Origin of the sequence: Anaerotruncus rubiinfantis (assembly GCF_900078395.1) — a bacterium.
Lineage (GTDB): Bacteria > Bacillota > Clostridia > Oscillospirales > Ruminococcaceae > Anaerotruncus > Anaerotruncus rubiinfantis.
The window spans coordinates 2,174,594-2,191,129 of sequence record NZ_FKLA01000009.1 but is presented as its reverse complement, the minus strand read 5'-3'; the positions used below and the strand labels follow the sequence as shown (position 1 = coordinate 2,191,129).

The 16,536-nt window shown below is 60.7% G+C and carries 18 protein-coding genes; all 18 read left to right on the top strand.

Annotated elements, in window-relative coordinates; genetic code table 11:
- The first annotated feature begins 6 nt into the window (after positions 1 to 6).
- Complete coding sequence (cobK, locus tag BN4275_RS15985) at positions 7 to 1,257, top strand: precorrin-6A reductase (RefSeq protein WP_066460018.1); 1,251 nt, start codon at positions 7 to 9, stop codon at positions 1,255 to 1,257.
- Entirely contained in the window at positions 1,244 to 2,116 is an 873-nt protein-coding gene (hemC, locus tag BN4275_RS15980; RefSeq protein ID WP_079988324.1) for a hydroxymethylbilane synthase, read from the top strand. The genes cobK and hemC overlap by 14 nt, the downstream gene beginning before the upstream one ends.
- Positions 2,116 to 3,624 carry a uroporphyrinogen-III C-methyltransferase gene (gene cobA, locus BN4275_RS15975; RefSeq protein ID WP_066460017.1) on the top strand — a complete coding sequence of 503 codons (1,509 nt, stop codon included), beginning with the start codon at positions 2,116 to 2,118 and terminating at the stop codon, positions 3,622 to 3,624. Before hemC ends, cobA begins: the two co-directional genes overlap by 1 nt.
- 1 nt (position 3,625) lies before the next feature.
- Positions 3,626 to 4,609: a porphobilinogen synthase gene (hemB, locus tag BN4275_RS15970; protein ID WP_066460016.1), complete on the top strand. Its 984-nt coding sequence runs from the start codon at positions 3,626 to 3,628 to the stop codon at positions 4,607 to 4,609.
- The gene (gene hemL / locus BN4275_RS15965) at positions 4,606 to 5,895 is read left to right on the top strand and encodes a glutamate-1-semialdehyde 2,1-aminomutase (protein WP_479722609.1); all 1,290 of its coding nucleotides are present in this window, start codon (positions 4,606 to 4,608) and stop codon (positions 5,893 to 5,895) included. The genes hemB and hemL overlap by 4 nt, the downstream gene beginning before the upstream one ends.
- Entirely contained in the window at positions 5,892 to 6,254 is a 363-nt protein-coding gene (locus BN4275_RS15960) for a sirohydrochlorin chelatase (RefSeq protein ID WP_066460014.1), read from the top strand. The genes hemL and BN4275_RS15960 overlap by 4 nt, the downstream gene beginning before the upstream one ends.
- Positions 6,255 to 6,306: 52 nt before the next feature.
- On the top strand, positions 6,307 to 7,506 hold the full coding sequence (locus BN4275_RS15955; RefSeq protein ID WP_066460013.1) for a bifunctional cobalt-precorrin-7 (C(5))-methyltransferase/cobalt-precorrin-6B (C(15))-methyltransferase: 1,200 nt from the start codon (positions 6,307 to 6,309) through the stop codon (positions 7,504 to 7,506).
- 3 nt (positions 7,507 to 7,509) lie between these two features.
- The gene (locus BN4275_RS17860; RefSeq protein WP_341423458.1) at positions 7,510 to 8,394 is read left to right on the top strand and encodes a nucleotide-binding protein; all 885 of its coding nucleotides are present in this window, start codon (positions 7,510 to 7,512) and stop codon (positions 8,392 to 8,394) included.
- Positions 8,301 to 8,873, top strand: a complete 573-nt coding sequence (locus BN4275_RS17855) for a hypothetical protein (RefSeq protein ID WP_341423471.1) — start codon at positions 8,301 to 8,303, stop codon at positions 8,871 to 8,873. Before BN4275_RS17860 ends, BN4275_RS17855 begins: the two co-directional genes overlap by 94 nt.
- A 4-nt stretch (positions 8,874 to 8,877) precedes the next feature.
- On the top strand, positions 8,878 to 9,936 hold the full coding sequence (gene cobT, locus BN4275_RS15945; RefSeq protein ID WP_066460012.1) for a nicotinate-nucleotide--dimethylbenzimidazole phosphoribosyltransferase: 1,059 nt from the start codon (positions 8,878 to 8,880) through the stop codon (positions 9,934 to 9,936).
- Positions 9,930 to 10,457 (top strand): bifunctional adenosylcobinamide kinase/adenosylcobinamide-phosphate guanylyltransferase, encoded by a 528-nt coding sequence (locus tag BN4275_RS15940; protein ID WP_066460011.1) that lies wholly within the window; start codon positions 9,930 to 9,932, stop codon positions 10,455 to 10,457. Before cobT ends, BN4275_RS15940 begins: the two co-directional genes overlap by 7 nt.
- Positions 10,454 to 11,230 carry an adenosylcobinamide-GDP ribazoletransferase gene (locus BN4275_RS15935; protein WP_066460010.1) on the top strand — a complete coding sequence of 259 codons (777 nt, stop codon included), beginning with the start codon at positions 10,454 to 10,456 and terminating at the stop codon, positions 11,228 to 11,230. The genes BN4275_RS15940 and BN4275_RS15935 overlap by 4 nt, the downstream gene beginning before the upstream one ends.
- The gene (locus tag BN4275_RS15930) at positions 11,230 to 11,619 is read left to right on the top strand and encodes a bifunctional adenosylcobinamide kinase/adenosylcobinamide-phosphate guanylyltransferase (protein ID WP_066460009.1); all 390 of its coding nucleotides are present in this window, start codon (positions 11,230 to 11,232) and stop codon (positions 11,617 to 11,619) included. Before BN4275_RS15935 ends, BN4275_RS15930 begins: the two co-directional genes overlap by 1 nt.
- On the top strand, positions 11,619 to 12,242 hold the full coding sequence (locus BN4275_RS15925; protein WP_161940212.1) for a histidine phosphatase family protein: 624 nt from the start codon (positions 11,619 to 11,621) through the stop codon (positions 12,240 to 12,242). Before BN4275_RS15930 ends, BN4275_RS15925 begins: the two co-directional genes overlap by 1 nt.
- Entirely contained in the window at positions 12,221 to 13,438 is a 1,218-nt protein-coding gene (gene cbiB, locus BN4275_RS15920) for an adenosylcobinamide-phosphate synthase CbiB (protein WP_066460007.1), read from the top strand. Before BN4275_RS15925 ends, cbiB begins: the two co-directional genes overlap by 22 nt.
- A gap of 11 nt (positions 13,439 to 13,449) precedes the next feature.
- A complete protein-coding gene (cobD, locus tag BN4275_RS15915; protein WP_066460006.1) occupies positions 13,450 to 14,517 on the top strand; it encodes a threonine-phosphate decarboxylase CobD in 1,068 nt (355 codons plus the stop codon).
- Positions 14,510 to 16,015: a cobyric acid synthase gene (locus BN4275_RS15910; RefSeq protein WP_066460005.1), complete on the top strand. Its 1,506-nt coding sequence runs from the start codon at positions 14,510 to 14,512 to the stop codon at positions 16,013 to 16,015. Before cobD ends, BN4275_RS15910 begins: the two co-directional genes overlap by 8 nt.
- A complete protein-coding gene (locus tag BN4275_RS15905) occupies positions 16,012 to 16,536 on the top strand; it encodes a cob(I)yrinic acid a,c-diamide adenosyltransferase (protein WP_066460004.1) in 525 nt (174 codons plus the stop codon). Before BN4275_RS15910 ends, BN4275_RS15905 begins: the two co-directional genes overlap by 4 nt.

Sequence of the window (16,536 nt, the reverse complement as noted above, 5' to 3'; positions counted from 1 at the left end):
AGAATTATGGCGCATTTTCTGGTTTTTGCGGGGACTTCGGAGGGACGAAGGCTGATTGAATGGCTCGATGGATGCGGCGCGTCGGTCTGTGCCAGCGTCGCCACCGCATATGGAAAGCTGCTTTTGCCTGAAAACGTACAGGTCTTTGCCGACCGGCTGGATGCGGATGAGATGACCACCCTGCTGCAGTCTCTGCAGCTGGACTGTGTGATCGACGCGACCCACCCTTACGCGGCGCTTGTCACCGGAAACATACGGGCGGCCTGCGCCGCGGCCGGTGTGCGCTGTCTGCGCCTTTCCAGGCCGGAAAGCGCGGCGGAGGGCTGCGTCTATGTGGCAGACGCCTTTGGCGCGGCGGAGGTGATCGCGGCCACCAAAGGAAACGTTCTGCTCACGACCGGAAGCAAGGAACTCGATATCTTCACGCGTGTGCCGGACTATCAGGAGCGGATCTTTCCGCGGGTGCTTCCAACCATCGAATCGGTTCAGCGCTGCCTGGCACTGGGCTACCGGGTGCAGAACCTGATTGCAATGCAGGGCCCGTTCACGCGGGAAATGAACTGCGCGACCCTGCGGCAGATAGGAGCGGACATCCTGGTGACCAAAGAGTCCGGCGGCGCGGGAGGATTCCCGGAGAAGCTTGACGCGGCGCATGATACCGGTGCGACGGCCATTGTGATCGGGCGTCCGCGGGAGGATACGGGTTTGCCTTACGATGAACTGACCGCGCTTTTGCAGAAGGACTATGGCCTTTCGCAAGCTGTGAAAAAGGCGCCGTCCGGCGCCGCGTTTTTCCCGCTTTTTGCCAACCTTTCAGAAACCCGTGCGGCGGTTTTCGGCGGCGGCGCGGTGGCATACCGCCGCGCGGCGGTTTTGCAGCGGTTCTGCCGGGAAGTCACGGTTATTTCCCCACAGATTTCCCCGGAAATGGAACAGCTTGGTGTGACGCTCATCCGCCGCGCCTACCTGCGCGGGGACTGCGCAGGATTTGATCTGGTGCTTGCCGCAACCAACAACCGCGAGGTGAACCATGCGGTCTATGAAGAGGCGAAAACCGCGAAAATTCCTGCGAATGTGGCGGACGCGCCAGAGGAATGCACTTTCTTTTTTCCGGGTGTGGCACAGAAGGGAAAGATTGTGATTGGGGTGACGGCAAGCGGCGCGGGACATCACCTGGCCCGCGCGGTCACCGAGCGGATCCGCGAACGGATCAGCGAACTTGTGCCGGAGGAGGAGAGGCCGCATGATGAAGCGTAAAATCCGTGTGGGCAGCCGTGAAAGCCGGCTGGCAGTGATCCAGAGCCAGCTGGTCATCCAGGCGATTGAGGAAAATTATCCGGAGATCACCTGCGAGCTCATCACGATGAAAACGACCGGCGATAAGATCCTCGACCGTACACTTGACAAGATCGGCGGCAAGGGCCTTTTTGTAAAGGAGCTCGAACGGGCGCTGCGCGGCGGCGTGATCGATCTTTCGGTCCACAGCCTCAAGGATATGCCGATGCAGATCCCGGAAGATCTGCCGCTTGCGGCGTTTTCCCGCCGGGCGGACCCGCGCGACGTGCTGGTGCTGCCGCATGGCGGCGAAAACGCCGGACCGATCGGCTGTTCGAGCCCGCGCCGCCAGCTGCAGCTTGCAAGGCTTTTTCCGGGTAGCCCGGTAAAAAGCGTTCGGGGCAATGTGCTCACCCGCCTTGCCAAACTCGACGGCGGGGAATATGGCGCGCTCGTGCTGGCCGCGGCAGGGCTTGACCGGCTTGGGCTTGGAAAGCGGATCAGCCGCTGTTTTTCCACGGATGAAATGATTCCGGCGGCTGGGCAGGGGATCCTGGCGGTGCAGTGCCGTGCCGGGGAGGACGTGGGATTCCTGGACGCGGTCGGGGATGCTGCATCCCGCTATGCGGCGCTGGCCGAACGGGCTTTTGTACGAGCGCTCGACGGGGGATGTTCCTCCCCGGTCGCGGCGTACGCGGAGATTTCCGGTCGGGAGCTACGGCTGACCGGGTTATATTGTGAAGCGGACGGCGAAAATTACCGCACCGGAAAGCTCTCCGGCGCGGTGGAACAGGCTGAACACCTTGGGGAGACGCTCGCGCGGACGCTGGAGGGAAAATGATGAAAGAAGGAAAGGTCTATCTGGTAGGGGCGGGCCCGGGGGACGTTGGTCTCTTCACGCTGAAGGGAAAACACCTGCTCGTACAGGCGGACGTGGTTGTCTACGACGCGCTTGTGAGTCCGGAGATTCTTGCGCTGATCCCGGATTCGGCAAGGAGGATCGACGTTGGCAAGCGGGCGGGAAGCCACCCGGTGCCGCAGGGGGAGATCAACCGCATCCTGCTGCAGGAAGCGATGGCCGGAAAACTGGTCGTGCGGCTCAAAGGAGGCGACCCGTTCCTTTTCGGGCGCGGCGGTGAGGAGCTGGAACTGCTGTCGGAGTATAATATCCCGTTTGAAATTGTTCCGGGGGTGACTTCGGCCATCTCGGTGCCGGCTTACGCAGGGATTCCAGTTTCCCATCGCAGCCTCAGCTCGTCTGTGCATATCGTCGCCGGGCACACCAAACATGTGCCGGAAGCGCAGATCGACTATGAAGCGCTGGTGCGGCTCGGTGGGACTCTGATCTTCCTGATGGGAGTCGGCGCGCTGGAGGAGATCTGCAAGGGGCTGCTGCGGGCGGGGATGCCCGCCGAGACGCCCGCGGCCATCATCGAGCGCGGTACCACGGCCGCGCAGCGTACCGTTGTGTCCACAGTCAAAGCGCTCCCGGAACACGCGCGGGAAGCGGGGATCGGCACGCCGGCGGTCATTGCGGTTGGCCGGGTCTGCGCGCTGGCGGAGGAATTTTCCTGGATGGAGAAACGCCCGCTCGGCGGCAGGACGGTGCTCGTCACCCGGCCGAGGAATCGCGCCGGCCGGTTTTCACAGCTTCTGCGCGATTACGGCGCACAGGTGATCGAGCTGCCCTGCATAGAAACTATGCCGCTGGAACCAAACCCGGAACTTGATGAAGCGTTTTCACGATTGAGGGAATACAGTTGGCTCGTTTTCACCAGCCCGGCGGGCGTACGGCTTTTCTTTGACGCGCTGAGAGGGCGCGGGAAGGACGTGCGCGCGCTTGGGGGCATAAAACTTGCTGCAATCGGCTCTGCGACCGCAGCGGAACTCGAAATGCGCGGGCTGATCCCGGATCTGGTGCCGGAAATTTACAGCGGCGAAGCGCTCGGGAAGGCGCTGGTACGCGAGGTGCGGCCGGATGAACGGGTACTGCTCGCGCGGGCAAAAGAAGGTTCGGCTGGCTTGCCCAAAACGCTTAAAGCGGCAGCAGTCGCATACGACGATCTTGCGGTTTATGAGACGCGTTACACTTGGCCAAACGCGGATGTGGCGGCACGGATGCTCGATGCCGGAGAGGTTGATTATGTGGCGTTTACAAGCGCTTCGACTGTACGCGGGTTTGTAAATACGCTTGGCAGGCAGGACAACCTGAAATTTACGGCGGTCTGTATCGGGAAGGCGACCGAGGCGGCCGCAAAAGAGTCCGGTATGCGCACCGCAATCGCAAAAGAGGCCACGATTGAGAGTATGGTGGAACGGATGATTGAACTTGGTAAAGGGGAGCTTTGAAATGGAATTGATAAACCGTCCGCGCCGCCTGCGCGCGAACCCGTCGATCCGTAAGATGGTGCGGGAAACCAGGCTTTCGAAGGCGGCGCTCATTTACCCGATCTTTGTGGAGGAGGGATGCGGGATCGTCACGCCGATCCCGTCGTTAGAGGGGCAGACGCGCTACAGCCCGGACACGCTGCATCTCGAACTTGAGAAGGTGCGGAAAGCCGGCGTACCTGCAGTGCTGTTGTTTGGCATCCCGGCGCATAAGGACCAGTACGGCAGCAGCGCATGGGCGGAAAACGGTGTGGTGCAGCAGGCGCTGCGCGCTGCTAAACGCGACTTCCCGGACCTTTATCTGATCACCGACGTCTGCATGTGCGAATACACTTCCCACGGCCATTGCGGCATCCTGGACGGCCGCGAGGTCGACAACGACAAAACGCTGGAGGTGCTTGCAAAGACCGCGCTCTCCCATGTGCAGGCAGGCGCGGACATGGTGGCGCCCTCCGACATGATGGACGGGCGGATCGGCGCGATCCGCGAGCGGCTTGACCGGTATGGCTTTGTGAATACGCCGATCATGTCCTACGCGGTCAAATATGCGTCGGCTTTCTATGGGCCGTTCCGTGAGGCGGCGGGCAGCGCGCCAGCGTTCGGAGACCGCAGAAGCTACCAGATGGACCCTCACAACCGCCGTGAAGCGGTCAGGGAGGCGGCGCTCGACGTGGAGCAGGGTGCGGATATCCTGATGGTGAAGCCGGCACTTTCTTATCTTGATGTGATCCACGAGGTGGCGGGCAGCTTTGACCTGCCGCTCGCGGCCTACAGCGTGAGCGGCGAATACGCCATGATCAAGGCCGCCGCGAAAGCGGGCCTCATCGACGAAGCCGCAGTTGCCTGCGAGGCGGCTATGTCGGTTTTCCGGGCGGGCGCGGATATCCTTATCACCTACTATGCCAAGGAGTTGGCGGGCTGGATTGACGAAGGGAGGATCGGATGATGAATACAAAGCTTTCCGACGCGCTTTTTCAGCGCGCGGTCAAACATATCCCGGGCGGCGTGAACAGCCCGGTGCGGGCGTTCGGCTCGGTGGGGGCGACGCCGCGTTTCATCGCGAAAGCGGACCGGCAGTTCATCTGGGACGCGGACGGCAACCTCTATGTCGACTATGTCGGCTCTTGGGGACCAATGATCCTGGGGCATAACCACCCGGCTGTGCGGGAGGCGGTGCTGCGCGCGGTGGAGGATGGACTCAGCTTCGGCGCGGCGACCGAGCGCGAGGTGGAGATGGCGGAGCTTATCTGCGAGATGGTGCCGTCGATGGAGGTTTCCCGGATGGTCAATTCCGGCACCGAAGCGGTCATGAGCGCGATCCGCGCCGCACGCGGCTATACGGGCCGCAGCAAGGTGATCAAGTTCGCAGGCTGCTATCATGGCCACAGCGACGCGATGCTCGTCAAAGCGGGATCGGGCGGTTTGACCACCGGTATTCCAGACAGTGCGGGCGTTCCGGCGGGCTGCGCCAGGGACACGCTGACAGCGGATTATAACGACCTGGCGAGCGTTGAAGCGCTTTTTTGGGAGAACAGAGAGGAAGTCGCGGCGCTCATCCTCGAACCGGTCGCGGCGAATATGGGCGTGGTATTGCCGGAGGAAGGCTTTTTGCAGGGGCTGCGCAAGCTTTGCGATGAGAATGGCACGGTGCTCATCTTCGACGAAGTGATCACTGGCTTCCGGCTGGCGAAGGGCGGCGCGCAGGAATATTTCGGGGTGCGGCCGGATCTTTCCACCTTTGGAAAAATTATTGGCGCGGGAATGCCGGTCGGCGCGTACGGCGGGCGGCGGGAGATTATGCAGATGGTGTCGCCGGTCGGGCCGGTCTATCAGGCCGGGACGCTCAGCGGCAACCCGGTTGCAATGGCGGCGGGGCTTGCGCAGCTTCACTATCTGAATGAGCATCCGGAAGTCTACGAGCATATCGCGGCGCTTGGCAAGCGGCTTTGTGATGGGCTGCGCGAGGCCGCGCCCGGATGCACGGTGAACGGGCTGGGATCGCTCGGATGCCTTTTCTTTACAGGCGGGCCGGTTACCGGCTATTCCTCTGCGCGAAGTTCGGATACGCAGGCGTTTGGGCGGTATTTCCTGCATATGCTGGAAAAGGGGATTTATCTTGCCCCAGCCCAGTTTGAGGCGGTATTCCTATCAGATGCGCACACCGATGCGGATATCGACTATTTTGTGGACGCCGCGGCGGAATATTTCAAATCGGAAGGGGCGGTCAGATGACCGGCGTTTTGATTGTGGCGCATGGAAGCCGCGAGAACGGGACCGAAAATACGATGGAAGCCATCCGGGACTATGTGCAGGAAGAGCTGGGAATGGAACACATCGTGGAAGCCTATATGGAGTTTCGCGCAACGAATATCGCCGCGGGAATTCAAAAGCTGATCGACCGGGGTGCGGACGATATTAAGATTGTGCCGTATTTTCTGTTTGAAGGGGTGCACATCAAAGAGGATATCCCCGCTGAGATTGCCGCTTTTCAAGCGGAGCATCCGAATGTGAAAATCCGGTTTGGCCGTACACTTGGCGCGGACCGGCGGCTCGCGGCGGTGCTGGCTGACCGCATAAGGGAGATGCTGTGAAACAGCGCAAACCGGTAAGGGGGAGAATACAGGAAGGACGGTGGAATGACCGATGAAGGTAACCATTGCCGGCGTGGGGCCTGGGAATTCCGGCCTGCTGACCGCGCAGGCGGCCGGCGCCATTTCCAGGAGCCGCGTATTGATCGGCGCGCCCCGCCTGCTTGACAGCTTTCCGGATCATCCGGGCGAAAAATTTGCCGCCGCCGCGCCGCGGGAAATTGCCGAACGGATTTCTACCCTTTCCCAAGGGCCCGTTGCAGTGCTCGTTTCGGGCGATCCGGGCTTTTTCAGCGCGGCAAAACGGCTCGGCGGGCTTTTGGCGGGGTATGAGGTGGAGATCCTGTGCGGGGTGAGTTCGCTTTCGTATTTCGCGGCGCGCATTGGCATCCCTTGGGAGGATGTGAAGCTTGTGAGCCTGCATGGCCGGGAGGGCAATCCCGGCCCTTGGGTACGTGCGAACAGGAGGACCTTTTTCCTCACGGGCGGGAAATGGCGGGTGCAGGACATTTGCAGGCGGCTTTGTGACGCCGGGCTGGGGGAACTTCCCGCTTTTGCCGGGGAGGAGCTTTCCTATTCCGGCGAGCGGATCGCATCCGGGACTGTGCATGCGCTCGCGCAGGGCTCCTTTCGGGATCTTGCCGTGCTGCTGGTGGAGAACCCACGGCCACTGACGCCATCCGGCGTCCCCGGCCTGCCGGACAGCTGTTTTATACGTGGGAAGGCTCCAATGACCAAAAGCGAGGTGCGCAGCGTGATCCTTTCAAAGCTGCGGCCGCAAAACGGCGAGACGCTTTATGACGTGGGAGCGGGCACCGGTTCGGTTGCGGTCGAATTGGCGCTGCAAAATCCGGCGGGGAGCGTTTATGCCGTGGAGCGCAGTCCCGATTGCTGTGAACTGATTGCAAAAAACAGGGATCAATTTGCGCTGGGAAATCTCGAAATCATAGCGGGCAAAGCGCCGGAAGCGCTCGGCCCGCTCCCGGCACCGGACGCGGCGTTTGTCGGCGGCTCGTCGGGGAATCTGCGGGAAATCATAGAGGCGCTGATTCAGAAGAATCCCGCTGTCCGGATTGTTGTTTCGGCGGTCACGCTGGAAACCGCGGCGCAGGCAACGGCCTGCCTGTGGGATTACGACCTGCGGGATGCGGAGATTGTACAGGTTGCGGTGAGCCGGGCGGACCCGGTTGGTTCCTGCCACATGATGCGCGCACAGAACCCGGTGACCATCTTTTCGGCGCGCGGAAAGGGTTGAAGCATGACGTATGAAATCCCCAGGCTGATGATTGCCGCCGCTTCGAGCGGAAGCGGCAAGACGACGGTGACCTGCGCGCTATTGCGCGCGCTCATCCGGCGCGGGTTGCGGCCCGCATCATTTAAATGCGGGCCGGATTATATTGACCCCATGTTCCATCACAAAAGTATCGGCACGGCGTTTTCTTCGAATCTCGACCTGTTTTTGGGGGATGCGGACACAGCGCGGTATTGGCTCTGCCGCGGCGCGCGGAACGCGGATCTCGCAGTGATCGAAGGGGTGATGGGATTCTATGACGGGCTGGCGGCAAAAACCTTTGATGCATCTTCTTATGATCTCGCGCGGCAGACCAAAACGCCGGTTGTGCTGGTGGTGGGCTGCAAAGGGATGTCTGTCTCGATCGCAGCGCAGGTAAAGGGATTTACCGCTCTGCGGCCGGATGCGAATATCCAGGCGGTGCTTTTAAACCAGATTTCCCCGGCGCTGTATCCGGATATCAAACGGATCGTGGAAGAATCCTGCGGCGTGCCGGTTATGGGATATCTGCCGCAGATGCCGGATTGCGCGCTTGAGAGCCGGCATCTGGGGCTCGTTACCGCCGCCGAGGTTTCAGAGCTTTCGGAAAAGCTCGACCATCTGGCGGGACGATTTTGCGAGACGGTTGAGATCGAACGGCTTCTCGCGGTGGCCCGCGCCCGTTGGCGGCGAACGGGCCTGCGGGCCTTGCGCGGCCGCGCGAAACGCGTGTCGCGGTGGCGCGGGACAGGGCGTTCTGTTTCTATTACGCGGATACGCTGGCCCTGCTGCGCGACCTTGGCGCAGAGCTTCTGGAGTTTAGCCCGCTGCGGGATAAGACATTACCGGACGGCGCGCAGGCATTGCTTATAGGCGGCGGATACCCGGAGCTTTATGCGCGGGAACTTTCAGATAATATACGGATGCGCGCCTCTGTTGGGGAAGCGGTGAAAAGCGGTATGCCGGCCATTGCGGAATGTGGGGGATTTCTCTATTTGGGAAAAACGCTCGAGGATATGGATGGAGCCGCGCTGCCGATGGCAGGGGCGATCCCAGCCGGCGGTTATAAAACCGATCGGCTGCGGCGGTTTGGCTATGTGGAACTTCACGCGCGGGTGGAGAACCTCCTCTGCGCGGCAGGGGAGACCCTGCGCGCACACGAATTCCACTATTGGGACAGCACTGATCCCGGCAGCGGTTTTTGGGCGCAAAAGCCGCTGCGCGAAACCGGATGGGACTGTGTGCATGCGGGCGAGACGCTCTACGCGGGTTTCCCGCATCTTTATCTGGCCGGAAACCCCAAGGCGGCGGTTCGCTTTTTGCAGGCGGCCGCGGCCTATCGAAAGGACTGAAAAAATGGAGCTGGCGGAAACTATTTTGAAGATCAGGCCGCTTGACCAGGCGGCAATGAATGCGGCGCAGAAACGTTGGGACAGCATTGCAAAGCCGCTTGGCAGCCTTGGTCTGCTCGAATCGGCAGTGGTGCGGATTGCCGGGATCATTGGCAGCGCGCGCGTCGAGCTCGCGAAACGCGCGGTGGTGATCATGTGCGCCGACAACGGCGTGGTGGCCGAAGGCGTCACTCAGACCGGCAGCGACGTCACCGCGATTGTCACCGAAAATTTTACCACTGGCCAGACGAGCGTCTGCGCCATGGCGCGCGCCGCGCGCTGTGATGTGCTGCCGGTCGATATCGGTGTTTCCCGCGACGTGAGCGGGCCGGGGCTTCGCGTCCACAAGCTTGGCTATGGAACCAAAAATATGACGAAAGAGCCTGCGATGACCCGCGCGCAGGCACTCGCGGCGATTACATACGGGATCGATCTGGCCGCGCAGCTCAAAGCGCAGGGGTATCAGATTCTTGCGACCGGCGAGATGGGCATTGGGAATACGACCACCTCAAGCGCCGTCACATCGGTGCTTTTGAATGTTGCGCCGGAAGCGGTGACCGGACGCGGAGCGGGGCTTTCGAGCGAAGGCCTTGCGCGGAAGATTGCCGCGGTCAAACAGGCGGTGGCGCTGAATCATCCTGATCCGTCGGACCCGGTCGACGTGCTCGCAAAGGTCGGTGGATTCGATCTCGCGGGGCTTTGCGGAGTGTTTTTGGGCGGGGCAGTCTCGGGTGTGCCGGTGTTGGTGGACGGGTTTATCTCGGCTGCTGCGGCGCTCGCGGCATGCCGTATCTGCCCGCAGGCGCGGGATTACATGCTCGCATCGCACGTTTCAAATGAACCGGCCGGAGGACTGTTGCTGGATGAATTGGGACTATCCCCCTTCCTGACAGCCCGGATGTGCCTCGGCGAGGGAACCGGCGCGGTCGCCGTGCTGCCGGTTCTCGACATGGCATTGGCCGTTTACAATGAGATGAGCACCTTCTCGGAAATTGAAATTGAGGATTATAAGCCGTTATGCTGATGATGGTTACTGGAGGAAGCGCCAGCGGAAAATCCGAATATGCCGAACAGATTGCCGTCCAGCTCGACGCGGGAGAGCGCATCTATCTCGCAACGATGCGTTCGTTCGACGCGGAATGTGAGGCGCGTATTGCAAAGCACCGTGCCGCGCGGGCCGGCCGGGGATTTGTGACCGTCGAACGGTACACAGGCCTTGCGGAAGAAAAAATTCCGGCTGGTGCGGTTGTTTTGCTCGAATGCCTCTCAAATATCGTGGCAAATGAACTCTTTGACGAAACGGGCGCGGGTGAGAATGCCGTGCAGGCGGTGCTCAGCGGAATCGATTCGCTTTGTAGGCAGGCGGCTCATTTGATCGTTGTAACCAATGAGGTCTTTTCGGACGGTGAAGGATACGATCCCGTAACCCTTCATTACATCGATCTTCTGGGCGAGATCAATCGGAAACTGGCGGCGCGCGCCGATCGGGTGGTGGAGGTCGTCTATTCAATTCCGGTCGTTTTGAAAGGGGAGGAAACGAGATGAGACCGCTGTTCGCTTCGCTTGCGATCGCCTTTTCGATGTATTCGGTTTTTCCCGCGCCGCAGGCCGCCTGGAAAAGGGAAAATATGCGTTACGTAATGGCATGTTTCCCGCTGGTTGGGCTATTGATCGGCGGCGCGATATGGCTGTGGCTGTGGTTCTGTGCCCGTGTGGGGGTTACGCCTGCGCTCGCGGCGGCGGTTGCGGTTGCGCTTCCGGCTGTGCTTTCGGGCGGGATTCATCTCGATGGTTTCTGCGACACCGCTGACGCGCTCGGTTCCCACGCGCCGCGCGAACGCAAGCTCGAAATCCTGAAGGATTCACACATCGGCGCGTTCGCGCTGATTGCCTGCTGCCTCTACCTGTTTTTGCTGTTCGGGCTTTGGTGTCAGTATTTCACCTTTCCGTTTGATCCGCTTTCAGCCGTGGTGCTCGCGCTCGGTTTTTTTCTCTCGCGGTGCCTGAGCGGGCTTTCGGTCGTCCATTTTCCGTGCGCGAAAACAAGCGGGCTCGCCGCCACCTTCGCGGATGCGGCGGTAAAGCGGCGCACTGGCGCTGCGCTCGTAAGCGGCGCCGCACTCTGTTCTGCGGTGATGCTGTTGCTTTTGCCGTTTACAGGCGCGCTTGTCATTTTGACATCACTCGCGCTGTTTCAATATTACCGGCTTATGGCAGAACGGCAGTTCGGCGGGATTACCGGCGATCTGTGCGGATGGTTTTTGCAGCTTTGCGAAGGGCTGATTCTGCTGGCGGTTACGGTAGGGAGGAATTTTTGATGAAGATGCTGATTGGCGGGCACGCGCAGGGCAAGCTTTCGCTTGCGCGCGCGCGCACCGGCTTTGCGATAGAAGAAATCTGCAATGGGGAAAGCTGTCCGCTTGATGCGGTCCCATGCCAGCCGGTCGTGTACCGTTTGCATCTGCTGATACGGCGGCTCCTGATAGCTGGGAGCGATCCGCTCGAATGGGCCGAACGGCTCTTCGCGGAGAATCCGGATGCACTGATCGTGACCGACGAGGTTGGTTACGGGATCGTTCCGGCCGATCCGTTTGAGCGGGCCTGGCGGGAGGCTGTGGGGCGTGTGTGCTGTCTGCTCGCGCAAAGGAGCGAGCGGGTCGAGCGGGTCGTCGCGGGAATCCCGCAGCTCATCAAGGGGGAACAATGATGGAACTTTTCCTGATCCGGCATGCGCAGACGCAGGGAAATCTCGAACGCCGTTATATCGGCCGCACCGACGAGGCGCTTTCCGATGCGGGAATCGCCTCCTTCTGCAATATGGCATATCCGGCCGCCCAGGCCGTGTATGTGAGCCCGATGCTGCGCTGCCGCCAGACGGCGCGGATTCTCTACCCGATGGAAGAACTTCATCCGGTGGAGGATCTGCGTGAATGCGATTTCGGCTCGATCGAAGGAAAGACCCACCGGGAGCTCGAACACCAGCCGGAATATCGCGCGTGGGTGGCGGCCGGCGGCGCGATGAGCCCGCCGGGCGGCGAAGAGATCGGCTTATTCAAAGAGCGGTGCTGTGCCGCTTTTGCGCGGATCGTGGAGCGCGCTTTTGCGGACGGCCTCATGAGTGTTGCGATTGTGACGCACGGAGGAGTCATCATGGCGATCCTGGAGCGGTTTGCGCGGCCTAAAAGGATGTTTTACGAGTGGCAGATCGGAAACCTTGAGGGTTTTGCCGTCGAAGCGGAAAAAACGCGCTGGGAAACGCGGAAAACCGTAACCGTCCGGCAGAAGATCGAAGCGGGAGGGAATTTTGGATGTTTTATGCAGTCTCGGTAATCGCGCTTGGCTTTCTGCTCGATCTGCTGTTCGGGGACCCGCACTGGCTGCCGCATCCGGTACGGCTGATTGGCTGGCTGATCGAAAAGCTTGAAAAGCTCCTCCGGGCAGTATTCCCAAAGACAAAAACCGGGGAACGCATCGGCGGAACGCTGCTGGTCGTGCTGGTCGTCATGGTTTCGGGCGCGGCGTCATGGGGGCTTCTATATCTGGCACGGGAATTTGGAGGAAAACCAGCCGCATTTCTGCTTGAGGCGTTCATGTGCTACCAGCTGCTCGCTGTGCATGCGCTTTATGCCGAGAGCATGAACGTACGCCGCGCGCTGCAGAAAGCGGATCTGGCGGCCGCGCGGCAGGCGGTTTCAATGATTGTCGGGAGGGACACCGAACGGCTTTCGCCTATTCAGGTGACAAAAGCCGCGATTGAAACGGTGGCGGAAAACACTTCGGACGGTGTGGTGGCGCCGCTTTTTTTCCTGATGCTCGGCGGCGCGCCGCTCGGATTCTGCTATAAGGCGGTCAATACGCTCGATTCGATGATCGGTTACAAAAATGAGGAATACCGGTATTTTGGAACCTTTGCGGCGCGGCTGGACGACGCGGCGAATTTTTTCCCCGCGCGTATTTCTGCGCTCCTGATGATCGTTGCCGCCGCGTTTTTGGGGCTTGACTCACCGGGCGCGGCAAGAATCTGGATGCGCGACCGGCAAAAGCATGCAAGCCCAAACAGCGCCCAGACCGAAGCGGCCTGCGCGGGCGCGCTCGGCGTTCAGCTCGCGGGCAGCGCGCGCTACGGCGGCGTCCNATACCGGTATTTTGGAACCTTTGCGGCGCGGCTGGACGACGCGGCGAATTTTTTCCCCGCGCGTATTTCTGCGCTCCTGATGATCGTTGCCGCCGCGTTTTTGGGGCTTGACTCACCGGGCGCGGCAAGAATCTGGATGCGCGACCGGCAAAAGCATGCAAGCCCAAACAGCGCCCAGACCGAAGCGGCCTGCGCGGGCGCGCTCGGCGTTCAGCTCGCGGGCAGCGCGCGCTACGGCGGCGTCCTGCATGAGAAGCCGACCATCGGGGACGATCTGCGTCCGCCGGTTGCGGATGATATCCGCAAAGCGAACTGGCTGATGGCGGGCACCTCATTTTTGGCGCTTGTTTTCTTTTCTATCTGTAAAGTATTATTCATATTCTTGTTTTAAGGGGTAACGCAATGACCGAACTTATCCACGGCGGGGACATCTACGGGCACGAAAAGGAATTGCTCGATTTCTCCGCGAACCTGAGCCCGCTCGGCCTGCCGGAAAGTGTACGGGCGGCGCTTTCCAGCTCGATTGGCAGTTTCGCGCAGTATCCGGACCCGCTTTGCCGCGAACTGACAGCGGCGCTCTCGAAGGCGGAGAAAGTTCCGCCCGCGTGGATTCTCTGCGGCAATGGCGCGGCAGATCTCATTTTCCGGACGGTGCAGGCGGTGAAGCCCCGACGGGCTGTTGTAACAGCGCCGGCTTTCGCGGAGTACGAGCGCGCTTTGCGCGCCGCCGGCTGTGAGGTGGTGTTTCATCCTCTTTCCGAAAAGGCCGATTTTTGCCTGGACGAAACACTGCTGGACACGATCGGACCGTCGGTGGATCTGCTGTTTCTCTGCAATCCAAACAACCCGACTGGCCAGACAGTGGAGCGGGGGCTGCTCCTGCGTATCCTGCAAAGATGCCAGGAATGTGGGACGCGGCTCCTGCTGGATGAGTGTTTTGTCCCGTTTTTGGATGATCCAGAGGCCTTTACACTGACCGGCGCACTCGGAGAATTTCCGAATCTTCTGATCCTGAAGGCCTTCACGAAGCTTTATGCGATGGCCGGACTGCGGCTCGGATACCTGCTCTGCTCGGACGAAACGCTGAATGAAAGTGCTGCTGCCTGCGGGCAGCCGTGGAACGTGTCGGTCCCGGCGCAGGTTGCGGGCGTGGCCGCGCTCGCGGATACACAATATGTAAAACGCACGTGCGCGCTGGTAAAATCCGAACGGGAGCGGATGCGCGCCCGGCTGGGCGAACTGGGCCTTACGGTCATCGGTTCGCGCGCGAATTACCTGTTTTTTCGATACGACGGGCCGGCCGACCTCAGAGAAAGGCTGCTCGAATGGGATATCCTGATCCGTTCCTGTGAAAATTTCCAAGGTCTCGACCGGCGCTACTGCCGTGCGGCGGTAAAACTGCCGGGGCAGAATGACCGGCTTCTGGAAGCCCTGAAAATGATCCTGCAAAGGGAGGCTGCGCATGGCTAAGGCGATTATGGTGCAGGGCACCACTTCAAACGCGGGAAAGAGCTTTCTTGCGGCGGCGCTCTGCCGCATCTTCCGGCAGGACGGCTACACCGTCGCGCCGTTTAAATCCCAGAATATGGCGCTCAATTCATTCATCACGTCCGAAGGGCTCGAGATGGGCCGCGCGCAGGTGATGCAGGCGCAGGCCGCCGGGATCGAGCCGTCGGTGCTGATGAATCCGATCCTCTTGAAACCATCGAGTGACACCGGCTCGCAGGTGATTGTGAACGGCGAAGTGATTGGCAACATGAGTGCGCGGGAATATTTTCAGATGAAACATACGCTCGTCCCAAAGATCCGGGAGGCATATGAAACACTCGCGGGGCAGTATGACATCATTGTGCTCGAAGGAGCGGGCAGCCCGGCGGAAATCAATCTAAAACAGGATGACATCGTCAACATGGGCATGGCGAAGTTGGCGGGGGCGCCGGTCCTGCTTGCCGGGGACATCGACCGGGGCGGCGTGTTCGCGTCGCTCGCTGGGACGCTGCTGCTGCTAGAGCCGGATGAGCGGGAGATGGTCAAGGGAATGGTCATCAACAAGTTCCGTGGGGATAAAACCATCCTGGAGCCGGGTGTTGAGATGATCGCACAGGCAACCGGCGTGCCGGTGGTCGGCGTGGTGCCGTACCTGCGTCTCGACCTAGATGATGAGGACAGCCTGTCCGAACGGCTGGACGCGCCAAATACGGCGGGCGCCGTGGACATCGCGGTGATCCGCCTGCCGCGGCTTTCCAATTTCACCGACTTCAATCCGCTTTCCGCGATCGACGGGGTTTCCCTGCGGTATGTCAAGCGCGTCGGGGAACTGCGCAGTCCGGATCTCATCATCCTGCCGGGTACCAAGAACACGATGGAGGACCTGCTCTGGCTGCGCCAGAGCGGGCTTGAGGCTGCGATCCTCAAACATGCCGCGGCCGGCGGCGCGGTGCTTGGCGTCTGCGGCGGCTACCAGATGCTTGGGGAGGCCCTGCACGATCCGCATAATGTGGAACACGGGGGAAGCCTCAAAGGGATGGGGCTTTTGCCGGTTGTAACCGTATTCGCGCCGCAGAAGACCCGTACCCAGGTGGTAGGCAGCTTTGCAGGCAGGATCGGCGGGATACTTTCCGGACTCTCAGGCGTGCCGGTGGCAGGGTACGAAATCCACATGGGCCAAACCCTGTCAAACGAGCCGCTCACCAAAATCCGCACGACCGGAGGCATCCCGCAAGTCCATGCGGACGGCGCGCAGCAGGGAAATATCTATGGTACTTATCTGCATGGCCTGTTTGATAAGCAGGAGCCGGCCAAAGCGCTGATCGTTTCGCTCTGCAAGGCGAAGGGGATTGCCTGGGAGAATATCGCGTCGGCCGATCTTGACGGGCGCCGCGAAGAGCAGTACAATCTGCTTGCAAAAGGCGTGCGGGAATCGCTCGACATGGAAAAAATTTATCGGATTCTGGAGGAAGGCATATGAAAGGCCTCATTCATATCTACTGCGGCGACGGCAAGGGGAAGACCACCGCTGCGATTGGACTTGCGGCGCGTGCCGCGGGGAACGGCATGAAAGTTGCAATTTTACAGTTTCTCAAAGGGCAGGAAACGGGCGAGCTTTCTTCGCTCGCGCTGATTCCGGGCATCACGGTCATCCGCGGCAAGGCGAGTGAAAAGTTCACTTTCCAGATGGATGAACGGGAATTGCAGCAGACCTACGACCTTTGCACCAAGAACCTGCTCACCGCCCTCGAGTTGCTGCGCGCGGGGCAGTGTGACCTGCTCGTCCTCGATGAGATCCTCGGCGCGCTTTCCTGTGAATTGGTCGACGAGGATCTGTTGCGAAGCCTCATCGAGCAAAAACCGGAGCAGGCCGAACTGGTTCTGACCGGGCGCAATCCACCCGACTGGCTGCTCGAAAAGGCGGATTACGTGACCGAGATGGTCAAACGTAAGCATCCATATGACCGCGGCGTCCCGGCGCGGCGCGGGATTGAATTGTGA

Bases quoted from the DNA above. Each gene is read 5' to 3' on its own strand.
- cobK (WP_066460018.1), top strand. From the start codon at position 7: ATGGCGCATTTTCTGGTTTTTGCGGGGACTTCGGAGGGACGAAGGCTG.
- hemC (WP_079988324.1), top strand. From the start codon at position 1,244: ATGATGAAGCGTAAAATCCGTGTGGGCAGCCGTGAAAGCCGGCTGGCA.
- cobA (WP_066460017.1), top strand. From the start codon at position 2,116: ATGAAAGAAGGAAAGGTCTATCTGGTAGGGGCGGGCCCGGGGGACGTT.
- hemB (WP_066460016.1), top strand. From the start codon at position 3,626: ATGGAATTGATAAACCGTCCGCGCCGCCTGCGCGCGAACCCGTCGATC.
- hemL (WP_479722609.1), top strand. From the start codon at position 4,606: ATGATGAATACAAAGCTTTCCGACGCGCTTTTTCAGCGCGCGGTCAAA.
- BN4275_RS15960 (WP_066460014.1), top strand. From the start codon at position 5,892: ATGACCGGCGTTTTGATTGTGGCGCATGGAAGCCGCGAGAACGGGACC.
- BN4275_RS15955 (WP_066460013.1), top strand. From the start codon at position 6,307: ATGAAGGTAACCATTGCCGGCGTGGGGCCTGGGAATTCCGGCCTGCTG.
- BN4275_RS17860 (WP_341423458.1), top strand. From the start codon at position 7,510: ATGACGTATGAAATCCCCAGGCTGATGATTGCCGCCGCTTCGAGCGGA.
- cobT (WP_066460012.1), top strand. From the start codon at position 8,878: ATGGAGCTGGCGGAAACTATTTTGAAGATCAGGCCGCTTGACCAGGCG.
- BN4275_RS15940 (WP_066460011.1), top strand. From the start codon at position 9,930: ATGCTGATGATGGTTACTGGAGGAAGCGCCAGCGGAAAATCCGAATAT.
- BN4275_RS15935 (WP_066460010.1), top strand. From the start codon at position 10,454: ATGAGACCGCTGTTCGCTTCGCTTGCGATCGCCTTTTCGATGTATTCG.
- BN4275_RS15930 (WP_066460009.1), top strand. From the start codon at position 11,230: ATGAAGATGCTGATTGGCGGGCACGCGCAGGGCAAGCTTTCGCTTGCG.
- BN4275_RS15925 (WP_161940212.1), top strand. From the start codon at position 11,619: ATGGAACTTTTCCTGATCCGGCATGCGCAGACGCAGGGAAATCTCGAA.
- cobD (WP_066460006.1), top strand. From the start codon at position 13,450: ATGACCGAACTTATCCACGGCGGGGACATCTACGGGCACGAAAAGGAA.
- BN4275_RS15910 (WP_066460005.1), top strand. From the start codon at position 14,510: ATGGCTAAGGCGATTATGGTGCAGGGCACCACTTCAAACGCGGGAAAG.
- BN4275_RS15905 (WP_066460004.1), top strand. From the start codon at position 16,012: ATGAAAGGCCTCATTCATATCTACTGCGGCGACGGCAAGGGGAAGACC.